We start from the raw sequence: 18618 nt of genomic DNA on the forward strand, positions 1-18618 counted from the left end.
TTTTTGGAGGTAGTTTATGCCACTTATCACATCCGCAGGTGTCGGTTCTGGCTTGGATTTAGAGTCTATTATTAAGGCATCAATTGATGCTGAAAATAGACCTAAAATGATTAACTTTGCTCAGAAGCAAGAGTCGCTCAAAGTAGAGTTATCTGCAGTAGGTGAAATAAAGTCAGCTATTTCCAAACTTAAAGATACGATTGAAAAGTTAGCCGATATTGATAATTTTGGTAAACGTGTCGCGAATATTCGCCAACCAGCTGGTGGCGATATTATTAGTGTAACGCCGACTTCTGATATCTCAGTGGGTAATTTTAATATTGCCGTCAAACAATTGGCACAAGGTAGCCGAGTTACTTCCGCGGACAATGCATTTACTTCTGCCGATGATGTTGTAAGTGCATCTGGTGGCACCTTATCTTTTACAGCAGGTACCGAAACTTTCGATTTGACAGTTACAGCAGGTATGACGTTAGCTGAGCTTCGTGATGCTATTAATGCTTCCGACACCAATTTCGGAGTCACAGCAAACATCGTTAATACAGGCACTACAACTGCTGGAACCAAACTTGTTCTTTCATCCAACGTGAGTGGGGACAATAACGATTTAGTAATTACCAGTGACACCGCCGAATTAGATGCAATTGAAACCTACGACGCGACAACAAATCCTACCGGCGGCATGACACAAGGTGCCGACGATGCAGCGCGTAACGCCATTATTACTGTGGATGGGCTGGAAGTACAAAGCGCTACCAACACCTTTAAAGATGCGGTTCAAGACATGACAATCAGAGCCCTTGAGAAAAGTGCTGGTGATGATACTTCAGGTTATGAAACTGCTAAATTGAATATTGATTATGACCGAGAGTCGGTAACTAAATTGGTTGATGAGCTTATCACCAATTATAATAACCTAGTTGGTAACATTGGTTTTCAAACTCGGATTGGCAAACCGCTTAATGGGGATGCATCAATGCGAGGTTTAAGTTCACAGTTAGTATCAACGCTAGGTTCAACACTGACAGATGCGGGTCCATTTGAGTCTATATTTGATATCGGTTTAGGTGTCGATAATAAAGGTTATTTAGAAAAGTCATCATTAGTTCGCAGTCTCAATGAAGCCATGGATGAAAACTTTGATGATATTGGCACAGCATTTGCAGGTCCAAATGGTGTTGCTAAGAAACTCGAAGAGATGCTTGGTAACTATGTTGATTCTGGTGGGGTTATTAAGCAACGAGAAACGAGTTTGAATGCTCAGCTTGATGATCTTGATGACGACGTGCTCAATCACGAAGAAAGAATGAAATCTTTGGAGGCGAGCTTAAGGCAAAAATATGCCGGTCTAGACGTATTAATAGCGCAAATGCAACAAACACAGTCGTATTTAGGCGCACAACTTGCGAACCTGCCAGGTTTCACAAAATCTAAGTAGATAAGGGGTTATAACGATGTACAATGCGAGAGTGAAAAACTATCAGCGCGAAGCGCTTAAAACTCGAGTAGCAGGTGCGGACCGTTACGAAATCATCCAGATGCTTATGGCGGGTGCAGTTGAGAAGATGGTACTAGCAAAGGTGGCTATTGATAAAAAGAACCTTGAAGCTAAAGCCGAGCATCTGTCAAAAGCTTCCGCTATTCTTGAAGCACTGCGTGGATGTCTGGATTTCAAAGTTGGTGGCGAAGTAACTGAAAACTTGTATGCTTTGTATACCTATATGCTAGAGAGACTGGTTGATGCATCGATTCAAAATGATTCGTCAATAGTAGAAGAAGTATCAGGTTTGTTAAAAGAGATTAAGTCTGCATGGGACCAAATTCCGGTAGACGTCAGAATGAAGACATTAGACGAGTCGGCTCAACATCAAGATGCGAGCAATGGATAGCTCGTATGAAACCTTAGCTGAGTTTTGTGCCGAGATTCAAAAACTCGCTGAAGAGGGCAAAACAGAAGAGGCGACAAAAAAAGCCGAAGCTGTTAGCAATCGCATTCGTACAGTGTTAGAACAACTTGATTCAGTGGAAGAGAAGAGAGAGTTTATAACTTCCACATCAGCGCTCATAGACGATCTTTCCCAGTTCTTGACGGCAGAGCGCAATACCACCAAAAACCAACTTCTGGGTATGCAGAAGAATCAATCCTCAATAAAAAAATACAACCAGTTTAAGTAAGCCAATGGATTCACTCAAAGAACAACTCGAATATATAGAGTCACAGCTTAAAACAGTTCAAGAAAACGCACAAAGAGAAGCATTATTTATTGAAGCCGCCAATTTACGGTTTGAAAAGAATCTTAAAGCGTTGCAGGACCCTTTCCCTGAAATCTATGAAAAATACCTAACTTATCAACCGAGTGACAAGTTTAAGCTTTTTGTAAACCCAAACGGTAGTGCAAATATTATTGACTACAATACTGGTGTTCCTATGTACAATGAGGACCCAGAAGAACAAACTGCGACCCAAGTCAAAAAAAATATTGAGCACCCAATAATTGGGCGTCTAGATCACTCCGGTGTTATGCACCTTGAAAATCAAGTAAATTTTACCCACATCGAATTAATGCAAAAACTGGGTAAGGTATATGTTGAGGCCAGAGATGAGCTTAAACCCAATTACAAATTAGGCGCTTCAATTCCAAGCAAAGTGATTTTTGGTATCGGGTTGGGATACCACCTTTTAGAAGTAATAAAAACCAGTCACAGTGGTTATATAAATATTCTAGAGCCTAATGAAGACTATTTTTTTGCCAGCCTTTTTTGCGCAGATTGGTCCTTAATACTGGAAGAAGTTAATAATCAGGGCGCCTACTTATATTTAGGAATTGGCTTTAGTGAGAAAGAGATTTACGAGCAAATCTACTCAAGATCTCGTGAAGTGAGCGTCGCCAGTGTCTGCCATTCTTGGTTTTATCAACATTATCCATCAGTTGAAGTTAATCGTTGGATTGCAGAATATAAAAAAAATTATCATCAGTTCTTTGCTGGTTTTGGCTTTTTCGATGATGCGATGATTGGCTTGGCGCATTCACTAGGTAATGTTGCCAATAAAAGAAACTTCATGCTTTATCAAGATGATAAAATGCAGAGCCTAGCTTCGGTTCCGGCTGTTATTGTTGCTAATGGTCCATCTTTAGATTCATCGATAGAAGTCTTAAAGTCTATCAAAGACAAAGTTGTGATATTTGCCTGTAATTCAGCATCCACTGCTTTGCTTAAACATGGCATTATCCCAGATTTTCACGTTGCACTTGAAAGAACAAAAGCAACCTATGACTTTTTGAAAGAAAATTTACCAGAAGAATACCGCAGCAAAATGAACTTGCTGGTCACCAATGTGATGCACCCTGATGTGCCAGCGTTGTTTAATTGGACAGGTATTGCCTTAAAGCCGGGTGAGTCTGGAACACAGATGTTGCAACTCGCTTACTATCGAAGCGATCAAAAAGTACTACGCTCCTTGTCACATTCCAATCCATTGGTAGGCAATACCGCGCTTAGCTTTGCGTGTAATATGGGCTTTAGAGATATCTATTTGTTTGGTGTTGATAATGGTTACATCGATCCTGAGCATCATCACTCAAAAGCCAGCTTTTATTACGATAAAAAAGGGGAAACCGTTGTTGAACCTACCAAGATTGGTAATCAAATCGCCATTCCTGGGAACTTTGTTGATACCGTTTTGACGGATGAATTTATGGCGGTCGGTAACACCCAAATGGGCCGTCTGTTAGATCAATTTAAAAATAGTGAAGTTCACTGTTTTAACTGTAGTAATGGCGCAAAAATTGACGGCACTATTCCGTTACCTGCCGATGAAATTATCTTAGAGTCTGATGAAGCAGCAAAGTCTCAAGCGGTTGAGTTAATCAAACAACAAGCGTTTACCGCGCAAGTAAGTTTAGAATCAGTAGAGCGGCTAACAAACATCAAAGATTTTTCGCTGCTGTGCGAAACCATGGCTGATATTCTCGATGAGCCTTACGAGGATCGTAAAGAAGCACAAGAAGTACTATTGAAAAGCCTTCGTTACCTCTATTCATTCCGCAACTCAGCTAATCATCTGGCTTTGTACTTATTGCTTGAGGGTGAAGCGTTATATACCGCTTCCATCTTATTGTCGCTTCTACATAATTTTGGCGATGATGAAGAGATCATTCCCCATTTCAAAAAAGCGATATCAATCTGGTCCAGCTTCATTCGTGATTGTCCTAAACTATATGAAGCAAGATATAACGAGTGCCGTTAATGAAAGTCGCTGATATCCAAACCGAACGATTTGTACTTAAAATACTAGAAAAACAGCACGCATCTGAGCGGTATTTGAGCTGGTTTTCTAAAGCAAATTCAGTGGAATATATTACCTATAAGCCTACAGAAATGTTGGCACTTGAGGAATATATTGACGACAAACTTAGCAGCGACACATGTTTATTCTGGGGAGTATTTACGCAGGATAGTGGCGAGCATATTGGTAATTTGAAATTTGAACCAATTGAATGGGACCTTGAAGAAGCCGCGTTAGGCATCTTAATCGGAGAAGATGCTTGGCGAGGAAAAGGGGTGGCAGGGGAGATTATCACCGCAGCGGGACAGTTTGTAAAAGAACAATTTGGCTTGAAATCGCTGCGGTTGGGCGTTGCTCGTACTAACCAGCCAGCGATGAAAGCCTATGAGAAAATTGGCTTTTTTGAGTATCAGCTGGATGGTAATGACAATCCCAACTACGCTACAATGAGACTTATTTTATAGTTAGTATCGGTACTATTTGGTATTAGCTTTGCATATAAAACTCAGTTTCAACGAGTCGGCGCACATTCATGACAAATCAAAAACACATCAAAAAAAGCCTAGAGCTACAACAAAAAGCCAAAAAGCTTATTCCGGGCCTATCGCAACTATTATCCAAGAGACCGGATATGTTCAATCCAGAACATTGGCCGGGTTATTACTCAAAAGCGCAAGGTGCGAAAGTTTGGGACTTAGATGGTAATGAATATTTAGATATGTCGATATCAGGGATCGGCGCAAATATCTTAGGATACGCCGAGCCGGCAGTAGACAATGAGGTGATTCAAGCTATTACAAACGGAGTAAGTTCAAGCCTAAACTGCCCTGAAGAAGTGCTGCTAGCTGAAAAACTATGTGAAATCCACCCTTGGGCTGAACAAGCTCGTTTTGCGCGCTGTGGTGGCGAAGCGATGACTGTAGCGGTAAGAATTGCACGTGCCGCAACTGGCAAAGATAAAATAGCGTTTTGTGGTTACCATGGTTGGCATGATTGGTACTTGTCCGCCAACATTAGCGATACTGGCAACTTAGATGATCATTTGATCCCTGGCCTTTCTCCGCGCGGCGTACCCAGAGCATTAAAAGGCACCGCGATCCCATTCCCATTTGACGATATTCAAGCGCTCAAAGATGTGATTTCACACCATGGAACAGAGCTCGCTGCGATTGTGATGGAGCCAATGAGGAATTTCTCACCGTCAGCGGAGTATTGGAGACAAGTCGAAGCACTAGCTAGTGAGCTACATATTCCTTTGATCATCGATGAAATCTCAATGGGATTTAGAATATGTCCCGGTGGCTCTCACTTGCAATTAGGTATAAACCCTGACATCGCTGTGTTCTCAAAGGCAATGGCAAATGGTTATGCGATGGCTGCTGTGATAGGTAAATCCAAATGGATGGATGCCGCACAATCAAGCTTTATTTCTAGTACCATGTGGACTGAGCGTGTAGGGCCTGTTGCCGCACTAGCAACAATAGATTTCTATCAAAGCAACAAGGTGCATGAGCATTTGGCTTCCTTGGGCGAAAAAATTAAACAAGGTTGGCTTGATTTAGCTGCAAAGCATCAGCTAAAGATCCATGTTTCAGGCATTTCGGCACTCTGTCACTTTGGCTTCGAACACCCTGAACCACTTAAGTTAAAGGCCTTGTTTATAGAAAAAATGTTAGACAAGAATATTCTTGCGACAAACATGTATTACGCTATGTATGCGCACCAGTTCGAACACGTAGAACAATATTTACAAGCGGTTGATTACGCCTTTGCCGCTATCAAAGAAGCACAAGACAATCCTGAATTACTCGCACACATTACGCCGTCAACTTCGGGCTTTAAGCGTTTAAATTAAGTAAGGAAATCAAGATGTTTTTTGAGATAGAGGATGGGCTTCGCTTCCATAGTTGGGCGCGAGACTTGTTTCCAATCAATCGTAGTTTAACTGGCGAAGGTGTTCGTCAGACCTTACGCTACATACAAAAGCTATTTCCTCAGTTAACGATCAAAGGTGTGCCTTCTGGTACATCTGTCCTCGATTGGACTGTGCCAAAAGAATGGTATGCTGAAGATGCATACATCATCACACCATCAGGGCAAAAAATCTGTGATTTTAAACAGCTCAACGTGCATTTAATGGGTTATTCCATTCCAGTTAATCAAAAAATGACGTTGGAACAGCTTCAGCCTCACTTATATGATATTCCAAGTTTACCCACTGCGGTTCCTTACGTTACTTCATATTACAAAGAAAACTGGGGATTTTGTTTATCCACGGAACAACGAGCACAGTTGGAAGAAGGTGAATATCAGGTTGTCATTAAGTCCAAGCTATTTGACGGTGAGTTGAATTACGGTGAATTAATTTTGCCAGGTGAAAGCGAGCAAGAAATACTCCTGTCGACTTATATTTGTCATCCATCGCTTGCCAATAATGAGCTTTCAGGGCCAGTTGTGTCGATGGCGATAATTGAGAAGCTGCTGCAACAGTCAAAACGGCGCTTTACCTACCGCATATTGTTTGTGCCAGAAACAATCGGTGCAATTAGTTACTTGGCAAGTCATTTATCTCACCTTAAGAAGAAACTGGCGGCGGGCTTTGTTGTGACTTGTATCGGGGATGAACGTGCCTACTCTTATCTTGCTTCCAGAGACGGTAATACGTTAGCGGACAGAGCAGCAAAAAGTGCACTTAAGAGTGTTGCGGGTGACTATAAAAGCTATCACTACCTGCAACGAGGCAGTGATGAAAGACAGTACTGCGCACCGGGTGTCGATTTACCTGTTTGTTCAATCATGAGAAGTAAATACGGGGAATATCCAGAGTATCACACCTCTCTTGATGACTTGACTTTGGTTACCCCAAAAGGGTTGCAAGGTGGTGCGGACGCCTTATGGGCTGCGATTGTGCTGTTAGAAAACAACTATCGCTACAAAACAACAGTACTCGGTGAACCGCAGTTAGGAAAGCGCGGTTTATATCCAAGTGTGAGTGATATGCAACAAGACTATTCCTATGTTGTAAAGATGACTAATCTTCTAGCATACGCAGATGGCACCATGGATCTATTGGAAATTGCTGAATTAATTCAGGTGAGTCCTTTTGAACTGCTCGATATTGCCGATAAGTTAGTAACTGAGAACTTGTTAGAAGTGGTAGATTAAATGAATTTAAATGCGCGACTAGAAAGTTTACGTAGCAAAGATTTTATCATCGTTATTCAGGCGAGGATGACATCCACACGATTACCCAAAAAAGTCATGTTGCCTTTGCGCGGTAAAACGGTACTAGAAACCATGCTAGATCGTTTATCGCCCTTTAAAGATAAAATCGTGATAGCCACGACCAACGATGGCTCTCAATCACCTATCGTCGAGCTGTGTCAGCAATTGGATGTTAAATATGTTGAAGGCGATACCGAGGATGTTTTAGGTCGATATATGCTTGCTGCTGATTCGGTAGGCGCCAACGAGCAAACTGTCGTAGTTCGTTGCACCAGCGACTGCCCACTGATTGATCCGCAGGTGACCGCTGACGTGATCTCGCATTTTTTTGAGATAAGAGAGCACTTCGATTACGTGTCGGCGGGTCCGCATTGTGGTTATCCCAATGGCTTTGATACTGAAGTTTTTACCTATTCTGCTTTACTAGAAGCACATAATAATGCGACTGCTGACTTTGAAAGAGAGCACGTCACGCAATACATTTCGAAGAACCTGAGAGTGGCTGACTATAGCTATCACCAGGATTTGAGTGATTGGCGTCTGACTCTGGATGAAGTCGATGATTATAAACTGATAAATGAAATCTATGCGCTATTCGATAACCGAGTCGATTTCACTTTTGCTGAGCTACAGCAAAAAATTCACTCCACCCCGGGGTTGTTAGAAATCAACCAGCACGTAGAACAAAAACAAGTGGGCTAACTATGTTTAAGCAAGAACTTATTATTGATGGCCGAAAGGTCGGCCATGATCACCCAAATTACATTATTGCTGAAATGTCTGCTAACCATGGGCAGAGCCTTTCACGCGCTAAAGAGCTGGTTTATGCGGCAAAAGAAGCCGGGGCAGACGCCATTAAATTACAGACCTATCGTGCAGATACCCTGACAATGAAATGTGATTTGCCGCATTTCTATATCTCAGATGGCCCATGGAAAGGGCAGTTTTTGTATGACCTCTACGAAGGCGCTTACATGCCTTGGGACTTTCATGCGGAGTTGTTCGAGCTAGCGAACAAAATCGGTATTACGTGTTTTTCGTCTCCGTTTGATAAAACCGCCGTTGACCTGTTACAGCAGTTAGACGCTCCGGCATACAAAATAGCTTCACCAGAGCTAATTGACCATCAATTGATCCGCGATGTGGCTAAAACAGGAAAACCCGTTATTTTGTCCACTGGAGGAGCAACACTTGAAGAAATATCCGAAGCGGTAAAAGTCGCTGAGCAAGCGGGTGTCACTGAGCTGTGTATTTTGAAATGTACCAGCACCTATCCGGCACCACCTGAGTCTATCAATCTGCGCACCATGGCGCATCTAAGAGACACCTTTTCGGTTCCAGTAGGGCTTTCTGATCATACACTAGGTAACGATGTGCCGCTGGCTTCTGTTGCCGTTGGTGGTTGTATGATTGAAAAGCACTTTGTGATGGATAAGTCAGACAATACAGCAGATAGTTTCTTCTCTATGACGCCAAACGAACTAGAGCAGCTGGTGAAAGGAGTGAGACAAATCGAAAAAGCCCTCGGCACGATTCACTATCCTACAGAGCCATCAAAAGCGCGCCGCTGTGTGTATTTAAGTCAGGATGTAAAAGCGGGCGAGCGCTTAAGCGAAGAGAACTTGGTGCAAATGAGACCCGGTGGTGGAGAGATCAGACCTAAGGATATTCCTCGCTTGATTGGACGAAAAGTTAAGCAAGACATGCCAAGAGGCACGCAACTGGCTTGGGGGGATTTAGACTAATGCAGGCCGAGTTAATCGCTTTTTTTGAACACTTCTTAGAATCGAGAGGCGTTACCGTATCTGATCAGCAGCTCCTAGCGTTTAATTTTGTTCAGTCTGGGCTATTGGATTCGTTTGAGATCCTGTCCATGGTGATGCAGTTAGAAACCGAATTTGGGGTGTCACTGTCACCAGAAGAACTCAGTGCGCAGCAAAATGCGACTGTTAAGGGGTTGATTGACACGTTATGCCAAAAACCATGAGTTTTTACTTTCGCATAAATAATACTCAGGGGCTTGGGCATTTGATGCGGTGTCATTGGCTTGCTACTGAGCTGGAGCAAGCTGGCGCAGCATGCTTTTTTGTTTGCGATAGAGAAATTCAACAGGGGACAACTTCGGAAATTGCACTAAGGCTAGTTGCATCAAGGCATGATCAAGACGTCCATTTTCAGTCGGAACAACAAGACGCGCAGTGGTTTTTGCAATATTGTGGCGGCGAGCCAGTTACCGTGGTGCTCGATAGCTATGAGCTAGGACTAAAATGGCAGGTTGAAATTAAAAAGGCCGGACATCGCTTGGTCGTAATTGATGATCTTGGCCGAGAAAATCTGGCCGATGTATTAATTGATCAAAAGTTTGTTGCCAATGGAGCGCAGCGTCGATACGCCGATAAATCCCCAGAGTCATGCAAAATGTTGTTGGGACCACAGTACAGTTTGCTGAACCCCAAATATCGAAATTGTACAGCGCAAAGACAAAATACCCTGCTGTTTTCTTTAGGTGGGGGCGGAAATTGGCGTTTATTAGAGCCTTTACTAGCCGCGCTAATCGACAGTCGAGAGCTATCGGACTATCGGATCCAAATAATAAAGGGGCCGACTGCGACAGGAACCGACTGGTTTGAAAACTTAGTGAGTCACAGTGAGCGAGTTGAGATTATTGATTCACCATCTTCTATCCAGCCCTATTTATCTGCTTGTCGTTTATTTGTTGGAGCGTTGGGGACTTCCCTGTACGAATTGGCCGCAACAAAAACGCCGGCGCTGACTTTTAGCATTGCGGCTAACCAACAAAATGACTGGCAAGATCTTGAACCGCTAGGGCATTATTTCCATCTTGATAACCTGTTAGAAAATGACACCGCGCTAATTGTCAAAACCATTGCAAGTTTGCTCAACAACATAAACAGAGTCACGGCCTTGGTGTTTAACGCTTTGGTCTCGGTCGATGGATTTGGCGCAGAGCGCGTAGCACAAAGCTTGCTTGGACAATCGCAAACCAACACAGCACACAATCCAGAGCCTGAGCCCGAGGTCTTTCAAGTGCTTTCAGAAAAGTTCTTGCTAAGAAAAGTCACTGATGCAGATATCAACTTCTATCTAGCCTCTCGAAACCATCCATCAAATGCAGAAAAAATGACCATCAAAACGTCTGTAGGTCGTTGTGAGCACATTAACTGGTGGTTTAATAACCGACGTCAATCTTATGTGCTAATGGAAGAAGGCATCGATAGAATTATTATTTGGCATCAATTGGTTAACTATAACGACCGTGACTATTTAATAGGTGGCTGGTTTACGACTAGTGATCGCAAGGTAGACTTCTCTCATGCCATGTTAGTATTGCAGTGGCAGCTTAAACATACCCAAGAAATTCATCCCGATGCAACGTGGATAGCGGTTATCGATAAATCCAACCAATTTGTTAATTTGCTTAATCAGTATATGGGCTTTGAGCGCGTTGGCTGCAAAGACACAGAACTGAGCCAAGCGATAGAGCAGGCTTTTCCTAATGCTAACCCTAACGCTTTCAATTACGTCTATCGCAATGCTCAAAAGCCAGTGAGGTAAAGATGCAAAACCTTTATGAATATGTAGCAGCGCACGCCAAAGCTACGCCCCAAAAAGCGGCGGTTATTTATGAAGAAGAATCCGTCAGTTATGCTGAACTGATAGATAGAACGCAGCGCTTAATTGGCTTTTTAACACAATTAGGCATTCAGCCTGGACACAGAGTCGCGCTATTTGCCCCAAATGGGATTGAATATGCGGTAGTGATGTTGGCCTCCGCTGCTTTGGGTGTTGCTGTGGTTCCCTTGCCTATTACCTTAAAAGGTGCGGCACTGGCTAGCGCGCTAAAAAGTACGCCTGTGGCATTGGCGATTAGCTGGTCAAGTGTAACCAAGCAGCTTTTAGAATCGGGCGTATTGGACGAGCGTTCGATAGTGTCAATCAACAAACAGGTTGGTAATGAATGGACTTGGCCTGATGCGATGGCGCACAGTAAGGCTATACCAGACTCGGTTGATTATCTAGACTCACCGTTTATTTTAACCATGACATCCGGCTCTACCGGCAATCCGAAACCGATAACGTTAAGCCAACGTTGTAAACTTAATCGTGCGTTAGAAGCAACGGTTAGTTATTATCGGCTCGATAGTTCAGATGTTGTACTGGTTTCAACGCCTCTCTATCACTCGCTTGCGCAGCGCGGTTTATTGATGCCATTGTTAATTGGTGCAACCACAGTCATTCTTCCCAAATTCAATGTAGCAAAATGGCTCGACGCCATTACAAGTCATAAAGTGAGTTTTCTATTCGCGGTATCCAGTCAGCTAGAAATGATCTTACCTGAACTATCTAAAGCCCATGACTTGAGCAGTTTGAAGACTATTGTTAGTTCTTCTGCGGTGTTACCCGCCGCGACGAAAACGGCGTTGGTTGCCGCATTAACCTGCCGACTACATGAGTGCTACGGGGCCTCGGAAGTCGGCGTTGTGACTGACTTTTGTGTATCTATAGATGCCGAGCACAACGGCAGCGTTGGCAAAGCGCTTCCCTTCGTTGAGCTAAAAGTGGTTGATAAAGAAGGTAATAAAGTAGCCGCCAACGACGTGGGAGAAATTCGTTGTAAAACCATCACCGCGTTTTCAGGGTATTTGAAATTACCCAAGCTCAGCGAAGAAGTGTATGACCATGAAGGCTTCTTTGCGACAGGGGATTTAGGTTATCTCGATAAAGATGGCTACTTGTATTACGTTGGTAGAAATAAAGATGTGATTTCATCGGGTGGCATCAATGTTTATCCGCAAGACATCGAAGACGTTATCAAAGCTGTGCCTGGGGTAGATGACTGTGTGGCCTTTTCTGTACCAGAAGCGCAACTTGGTGAAGTCGTGAAGGTGGTTTATACCAGCTCAGATAACAGCGCTTCTGAGTTAGATTTAAGAAAAGCCTGTCTTCAAGAACTCACTGATTATCAACAACCACGAACGATTCAACAGGTTTCAGCGTTACCAAAAAGTAGCCTTGGCAAGATATTGCGGCAGCAAGTTAAGGAGATGTTTGGTGAGTGAAACCATAACTCAGCAGATCAAGCTGAACGCGACATCAACACCAGATAAGCACGCGATTATTTTTAAAGATCAATGCTTGACCTATAAGCATCTAGTACAGCAATTCGAGTTAACGGCTGGGCGGCTTGCAGCTTTAAACATCGGAGCCGGTTGTCGCGTTATCACGTTGCTCCCTAATGGTATTGAAAATTCGATAGTAATGCTTGCACTGGCTGAGATTGGTGCGGTGATTGTGCCTCTAAGCTCAGACAGTCCGATCGCACAAATCAAAACCGCAGTGGAAAAAACAGGCGCCATTGCACTGTTGACGGAAAAAGCGCTAGCAGTAGAAACGGAAGCTAAACAGTACACCATAGCGCAATTGACAAAGGTTGAAGCACAGCCATATCAACCCGCGAGTACCACTGATATTCCTTATATCTTGACGATGACATCTGGCTCGACGGGAGCGCCAAAGCCCATTGTATTTAACCAGCAAACTAAAATTAACCGAGCACAATCGGCAGTTGGCCTTTATCAACTAAGCCAAGATGACGTGGTTTTATGTGGCACTCCACAACATCACTCACTTGCGCAACGCCTGACATTGATGCCACTGATGCTCGGCGCGACTTGTGTGATCCTTGATAGCTTCAAACCAGCTGCATGGATTGATGAGGTAGAAAAGTACTCTGTTACATTTACGATCGCAGTTTCCTCACAATTGGCTGCATTGAGCTCATTGCTAAAAGAGCAAAAAGACCAGCTTCAATCGCTGAAAAAAATTGTTTCTAGCTCTGCACTACTTACCGATGTAGACAAAAAACAGCTTAAAGAAAACCTCAATTGTGAGTTACACGAATGCTATGGGGCTTCGGAAGTTGGCACGGTGAGCGACATTAATACCAGCTCACACCCAGAAAAAATAGGCAGTGTTGGCAGCGCAGTGCCCGGTGTGGTTATTGCCATCAGAGATAAAGAAGGAAATGAGCTTAGCGCTGGGACTTGTGGAGAAATTACGGTGAGATCACACACCGCCTTTGCAGGCTACTTTGAGCAACCAGAATTAACCGAAAAAGCTGTTCGTGATGGCTTCTTTTACACCGGTGATTTGGGCTATTTAGATGATGACGGCTTTTTATATTTTAAAGGCCGCGCTAAAGATATCATTATTTCCGGTGGCATTAATATTTACCCTGAAGATGTTGAAGCTGTGCTAAATGCCCATAGCGCTATTAAAGAAAGCGCTGTTTTTGCTGTGGAATCTCAGTATTTGGGTGAATACGTTGCAGCCTGTATTGTGTTGACAGAAGAGATTAAAGTCTCAGAAATTAGGAAGTGGTGTAACCAACGACTTAACTCATATCAGGTACCACCTATAATTCAAATAGTTACAGAACTTCCCAAAACCAGTTTAGGAAAAATACAACGCAGGCAATGTGGCGTGACTTATGTTGAACCACTACAACGATTAGCAAAAAAACTTGATTTGTTAAATACTTTTTAATAAAACGTTTCATGTGTTATGTTTGGAATGGAACTTACTGATTTTTTTGATCTTTAGGTTTTTAGTTCTACGCTTATTTACATGAATACCGTTTGGAGAAGTGTTTAGTGGGTGCAATAGGAGAGGAATATTATATTTATGGTGCGGGAATATATGGTAAAGCGATAGTCGATAGTGTTATCAAATCAGATAAAAGCGAAAGGTTGTTGGGGATTATAGAAAGAGACCCACAATCGAATTTCTATCGCGGCGTACCTATTTACAAATTAGCAGACTTCAGTGGCCCATTTGAGCCTGCTATTGTAATTTCCATTCTAGGTTATCCAGGAGTTGAAGAGTCGTTGTATGAGAAGGGCTTTAACACCGTAATCCCAACCCATGAAGTTTTTGACTTATTCCCAAACTCATTACAGGCACTCAATACTGACGGTGTCTTGTGGCGAAAATCACCTCAACAATGTCAGTGGGATGACGAAGCAGTAAGTAAGCTGATGCCGTTATTCAGTGATGAAAAGTCTCGAATCGTATTTGATGGATTAATTGCATTTAGGAAACGGCCCTGTGCGAACACCTACCCATGGCCAGACACACATGAAATGTATTTCCCACCGGAGCTTGCTCAGCTCTATGACTATGAGTCTTTGCAGATTTTGGATATTGGGGCGTTTGATGGTGACTCATTAGCCTCATTTTATGAGAGGTGGCCTGAAAAAATTTCAAACTACGTAGGTATTGAAGTGTCGCCTGATAATATTAAAAACCTAGAGCACCGTTTAGCGCAACTTGATTTAGAAAATGCTTTGGTTATCCAAGGAGCCGTGGGAGTGCCGGAAGGCCAAAGCTTGGTGTTGCAGGGAAATAGTTCAGGTACCAGTGTTTGTGTGGTCGATAAAGACAGCATTAAAACTACGGATACCTTAATTGAAGTCATTGACCTTAAAAAACTATGTCGTGAATATCAATTCAACATTATCAAAATGGATATTGAGGGAGCGGATTTTAAAGCATTACAGGAATTAGCCCCAGTAATCAAAAACACACTACCAACCTTGGCGTTATCGGTATATCATGACCCCGCAGACATCTGGCGTATGCCTTTGTTAATCAACGAGATTGCTCCCGGAAAATATGACTTTTTTATGCGACAAGAAGGACATTGGGGGCTTGAGACTATTTTTTACGCAGTACCAAAAGTAAAGCCATGAAAGAGATACTTAGACGTTTAAGTGATCTGTTAGCAGATCGCGCTGACTTTAGCACCATGAGCGAATCACAGCTTGCACAGTACCGTCCTCTGGACACGGGGATCATCGATTCATTTGGATTGATGCAGTTTCTGATGTCTATTGAAGAAGAGTTTGAAATTGAGCTAGACCCTGAAGATACGCAATCGGAAGAGTTTCGTAGCTTAGGTGGCATCGCTGAAATTATTAAGCAGAAACAGAGTCAATAGTGGCAAAAACCTACTCAAGCGAAGATATCGCAACAAGCTTGGCTCTGGCTGGTATCAAAAGCGGCGATAATGTGTTTGTGACTACCTCCTTGGGGATGTTTGGCTTTCTTGATGGCGCAACATCTCAGGATGATATCAATCAAGCTTTTTTTCAAGCCCTGTGTAATGCGGTAGGTGAGCGTGGTTCGATCATTGTCCCAACTTATTCTTATACCTTTGGCAGGCACAGATATAGTGCGCCAGCAGTGTACGACACTCGCACCACACCTGCTGAAATCGGCCCATTTCCAAATTTTTTTTTACAACAGCAAGATGTTGATAGAAGCCCTGACCCATTTATGTCGGTCGCTATCAAGGGGCCATTGTCCAGCCTGTTTACAAAGATAGGCAATAGTTCATACGGGTATAACGGCATTTTTGCCAAGTTACTTGGCAAAAAGGTGAAGTGCTTAAACCTCGGTCTAGGACCCAATTGGACGCCGTTTATTCATTATGCGGATTACATTGCTGCCGTACCATTTCGTTACGATAAGCTATTTACGGGGTATTTTTCCGGTGAAACCGAACCTAAACAGTGGTTGTACAGCGTACCTTTGCTGAGTGACAATGCGACTGCCAACGCCCATCCTATCGGTAAATTGGCGTTTGAACATGGTATTTGGAGCTATTCGGATTTAGGGCGCGGTAGAATTTATGCTTGTAGCTACGATGCGTACTTCAATTTTGTGATGGAACACCTTAATCAAGATCAATGGTTAATGGCGAAAGGCCCTCGTGGTGATGTATTAGCAATTGAACGTGAGCGTTGTGCTATAGATTCCGCACAACATTTTAGCTATCAATGTACAGAGCGAAACAACCTGCTATTAGCGAAATTCGCACAGCAGTTTCCTCGATATCAGCAAATCCGTTTTGAAACGGGGCAAAACCACTTTGATCATGTGGTGCCTGAAGGGTGGCATGTGCGTGCCTTTAGTGCAATGCACAATGAGCAATTACTGAGTGATGACATCAATCTGGTGGGAGATTACAGCACCTCTGTTCAAGGCCAAATCAGCGCTCAGCAATTAAGTGACCATAGTGTAGAAAGTCAGCGCTTTCCGCCTTATATCGAAAGAGATTGGTGGCTTATGGGTAGGCTGTTAGAAACAAGCGACGACTTAATCGACATTGAGATCCAAACCGAGACCTATTACGCGGAGTTTATCACGCTTATCAGAAAAGGTAGCCTGGACACGGTTCAGTGCTTGTGCAGTTCTGACTTCGACAGTGAAACGTCACTCAAGCAGTTTATCGATACACAAATTAGCGATACAGCAACACTTATTGTGGTTCCGCACACCGCGCTACTAGCCGCAACATTGCATGAGTTTTTACATCATATTGCCGATATTAAGCTGGTGGAATGTTTATCACCAACAGACAAGTCAACTTGGCAGCGTTGGCATGTCAACGGATATAACCCGAATGCGGTGTTAAAACTGGCCGACTTTAACTTAACTATAACCACAAGAATAGTGTCTTAATGAATAATTAATGGTCAGGCTTTGCATGTTGCCAGTTGAGACGGTCGTACCTTGAAATACCGTCACTCACAAAGGTTTTTACATAGTGTCGGATGGCGTCGCTTCGTTATTCGACCTACTCAGATATAACGGTATGATGGGTAATCTAATGCTCTGTTAAACGCAATTCGGTAAGCCAAAAAACTCGCTCAAATAGTGACCAATAAAAGTAGTTAAGCGACCACTTCTATCACCAAACCGCTTATATTAGATGGCTGACAGCGACACATTTCCAAATCCACCCAAGTAAAAACAAATTTTATTACTACAAAACTAAATTCTTTTATTTCTAAAACCGAAACAATGTATCGTGATGTAAATTTTTCCTGGTTGCTATTTGCTCTGTGGTAGACGCTTTTTACATCAGTTTAATATATTTTCTCATCGAGTATAGGCTTTTTGATTTTAATGTTTATACTTAGTTAACAATAAATTAAGTGTAGGTTGGAGCAAATATGGGTGAGTCTTTTATCGATAGGTTTTTAGCGCAAGGAGCACAGCGTTATATTTTTGGCACCACCACTGAAGCTCAGGCACTCATCGACATATTCAACCAAGAAAACATTCAGATAACCGCGGTTATCGATAATTTTCACCCCTCAGAGGTATTTCATGGTGTTCCATGTATAAAGCTTGTCGATACGCCGAAAAATGCATGTATTGTCTCCGCCGTAACCAACAGCCGTCCGGTTGACGTCAATCACCTGCTAGAAAAGCAAGGGTTTAATTATTGTGACTACTTTTATTTTTATCGAAACTCAGGGTTCAATTGTCCCAAAATCGACTTTTGGGATGGGGCTGTAAAGCATTGGGAATCCCATAAACACGATTACGAAACAGTAAAAAGTTGGCTAGAAGATGATGAGTCGAGACGCACTTTTGATGCAATCGTGAATTTTAGAAATAATTATGACTTAACGTATATGGAAGATTTTGAGTTCGACATCACCAATATGTATCTAGAACTTTATGTGATGCCATTAAAAGACAGCGCCATTTTTTTTGATTTAGGGGCGTATGATGGCACAGACTCGGAGCGCTTTCTTAGGTACGTGAACAATGGCAGCGCCTACTTGTTCGAGCCAATACCTGACCAAGTCGCGATGCTAGAAAAAAAATATCAACACTCTAGAGCCGTCAATGTCATTTCCGCAGCAGTGGGGAGTGGTGATAAAACGGTTTACTTTAATGTGTCTGGTACTTCATCAAAAGTGGTAGACAGTGAAGGCGAGCCAGATACTGTTTCAGTACAGCAGATTTGCCTTGATAGCTTTTGTAAGCACAATGCAATAACGCCTGATTTGATAAAAATGGATGTAGAGGGCGTAGAGTTAGACGTAATTAAAGGTATGGAGCAGCTGATTAAATCACACAAACCTAAGTTGGCAGTAAGTGTTTACCACCGTGTTGAGCATTTAACTCAGGTTCCCATCTTATTAAGAGCCCTTTGTCCTGAGTATAAGTTTTATTTAAAGCATTATACTCAGGGTTACAGTGAAACTGTGCTATTTGCGGTCTAA

The 18618-nt window shown here is 42.8% G+C and carries 17 protein-coding genes; all 17 read left to right on the forward strand.

The annotated features are described in order from the left end of the window. The first annotated feature begins 16 nt into the window (after positions 1–16). The gene (gene fliD, locus ACSLBF_RS05585) at positions 17–1438 is read left to right on the forward strand and encodes a flagellar filament capping protein FliD (RefSeq protein ID WP_440055616.1); all 1422 of its coding nucleotides are present in this window, start codon (positions 17–19) and stop codon (positions 1436–1438) included. A 16-nt stretch (positions 1439–1454) separates the two neighbouring features. Then, positions 1455–1889, forward strand: coding sequence for a flagellar export chaperone FliS (gene fliS / locus ACSLBF_RS05590; protein ID WP_440055617.1), 435 nt, complete (start codon positions 1455–1457; stop codon positions 1887–1889). Continuing rightward, entirely contained in the window at positions 1882–2175 is a 294-nt protein-coding gene (locus ACSLBF_RS05595) for a hypothetical protein (RefSeq protein ID WP_440055618.1), read from the forward strand. The genes fliS and ACSLBF_RS05595 overlap by 8 nt, the downstream gene beginning before the upstream one ends. Before the next feature lie 4 nt (positions 2176–2179). Next, positions 2180–4249, forward strand: coding sequence for a motility associated factor glycosyltransferase family protein (locus ACSLBF_RS05600; protein WP_440055619.1), 2070 nt, complete (start codon positions 2180–2182; stop codon positions 4247–4249). Continuing rightward, positions 4249–4752, forward strand: coding sequence for a GNAT family N-acetyltransferase (locus ACSLBF_RS05605; protein WP_440055620.1), 504 nt, complete (start codon positions 4249–4251; stop codon positions 4750–4752). The genes ACSLBF_RS05600 and ACSLBF_RS05605 overlap by 1 nt, the downstream gene beginning before the upstream one ends. 68 nt (positions 4753–4820) lie before the next feature. Beyond that, positions 4821–6143 carry an aminotransferase class III-fold pyridoxal phosphate-dependent enzyme gene (locus ACSLBF_RS05610; protein ID WP_440055621.1) on the forward strand — a complete coding sequence of 441 codons (1323 nt, stop codon included), beginning with the start codon at positions 4821–4823 and terminating at the stop codon, positions 6141–6143. 14 nt (positions 6144–6157) lie between these two features. Continuing rightward, positions 6158–7453, forward strand: a complete 1296-nt coding sequence (locus tag ACSLBF_RS05615; RefSeq protein ID WP_440055622.1) for a DUF4910 domain-containing protein — start codon at positions 6158–6160, stop codon at positions 7451–7453. Beyond that, entirely contained in the window at positions 7454–8215 is a 762-nt protein-coding gene (locus tag ACSLBF_RS05620) for a cytidylyltransferase domain-containing protein (protein WP_440055623.1), read from the forward strand. Between the two features lie 2 nt (positions 8216–8217). Continuing rightward, positions 8218–9258 (forward strand): pseudaminic acid synthase, encoded by a 1041-nt coding sequence (gene pseI / locus ACSLBF_RS05625; protein ID WP_440055624.1) that lies wholly within the window; start codon positions 8218–8220, stop codon positions 9256–9258. Further along, on the forward strand, positions 9258–9500 hold the full coding sequence (locus tag ACSLBF_RS05630; RefSeq protein ID WP_440055625.1) for an acyl carrier protein: 243 nt from the start codon (positions 9258–9260) through the stop codon (positions 9498–9500). Before pseI ends, ACSLBF_RS05630 begins: the two co-directional genes overlap by 1 nt. Continuing rightward, positions 9497–11089: a UDP-2,4-diacetamido-2,4,6-trideoxy-beta-L-altropyranose hydrolase gene (gene pseG, locus ACSLBF_RS05635; RefSeq protein WP_440055626.1), complete on the forward strand. Its 1593-nt coding sequence runs from the start codon at positions 9497–9499 to the stop codon at positions 11087–11089. Before ACSLBF_RS05630 ends, pseG begins: the two co-directional genes overlap by 4 nt. Before the next feature lie 2 nt (positions 11090–11091). After that, positions 11092–12594, forward strand: a complete 1503-nt coding sequence (locus ACSLBF_RS05640) for a class I adenylate-forming enzyme family protein (RefSeq protein WP_440055627.1) — start codon at positions 11092–11094, stop codon at positions 12592–12594. Further along, positions 12587–14080 (forward strand): class I adenylate-forming enzyme family protein, encoded by a 1494-nt coding sequence (locus ACSLBF_RS05645; RefSeq protein ID WP_440055628.1) that lies wholly within the window; start codon positions 12587–12589, stop codon positions 14078–14080. Before ACSLBF_RS05640 ends, ACSLBF_RS05645 begins: the two co-directional genes overlap by 8 nt. A gap of 107 nt (positions 14081–14187) precedes the next feature. Continuing rightward, positions 14188–15285, forward strand: coding sequence for an FkbM family methyltransferase (locus ACSLBF_RS05650; protein WP_440055629.1), 1098 nt, complete (start codon positions 14188–14190; stop codon positions 15283–15285). Next, positions 15282–15533, forward strand: coding sequence for an acyl carrier protein (locus tag ACSLBF_RS05655; protein WP_440055630.1), 252 nt, complete (start codon positions 15282–15284; stop codon positions 15531–15533). The genes ACSLBF_RS05650 and ACSLBF_RS05655 overlap by 4 nt, the downstream gene beginning before the upstream one ends. Beyond that, positions 15533–17059: an AAC(3) family N-acetyltransferase gene (locus tag ACSLBF_RS05660; RefSeq protein ID WP_440055631.1), complete on the forward strand. Its 1527-nt coding sequence runs from the start codon at positions 15533–15535 to the stop codon at positions 17057–17059. Before ACSLBF_RS05655 ends, ACSLBF_RS05660 begins: the two co-directional genes overlap by 1 nt. A 494-nt stretch (positions 17060–17553) precedes the next feature. After that, positions 17554–18618 (forward strand): FkbM family methyltransferase, encoded by a 1065-nt coding sequence (locus ACSLBF_RS05665; protein WP_440055632.1) that lies wholly within the window; start codon positions 17554–17556, stop codon positions 18616–18618.

This window comes from Pseudoalteromonas sp. T1lg65 (genome assembly GCF_051930985.1).
Lineage (GTDB): Bacteria > Pseudomonadota > Gammaproteobacteria > Enterobacterales > Alteromonadaceae > Pseudoalteromonas.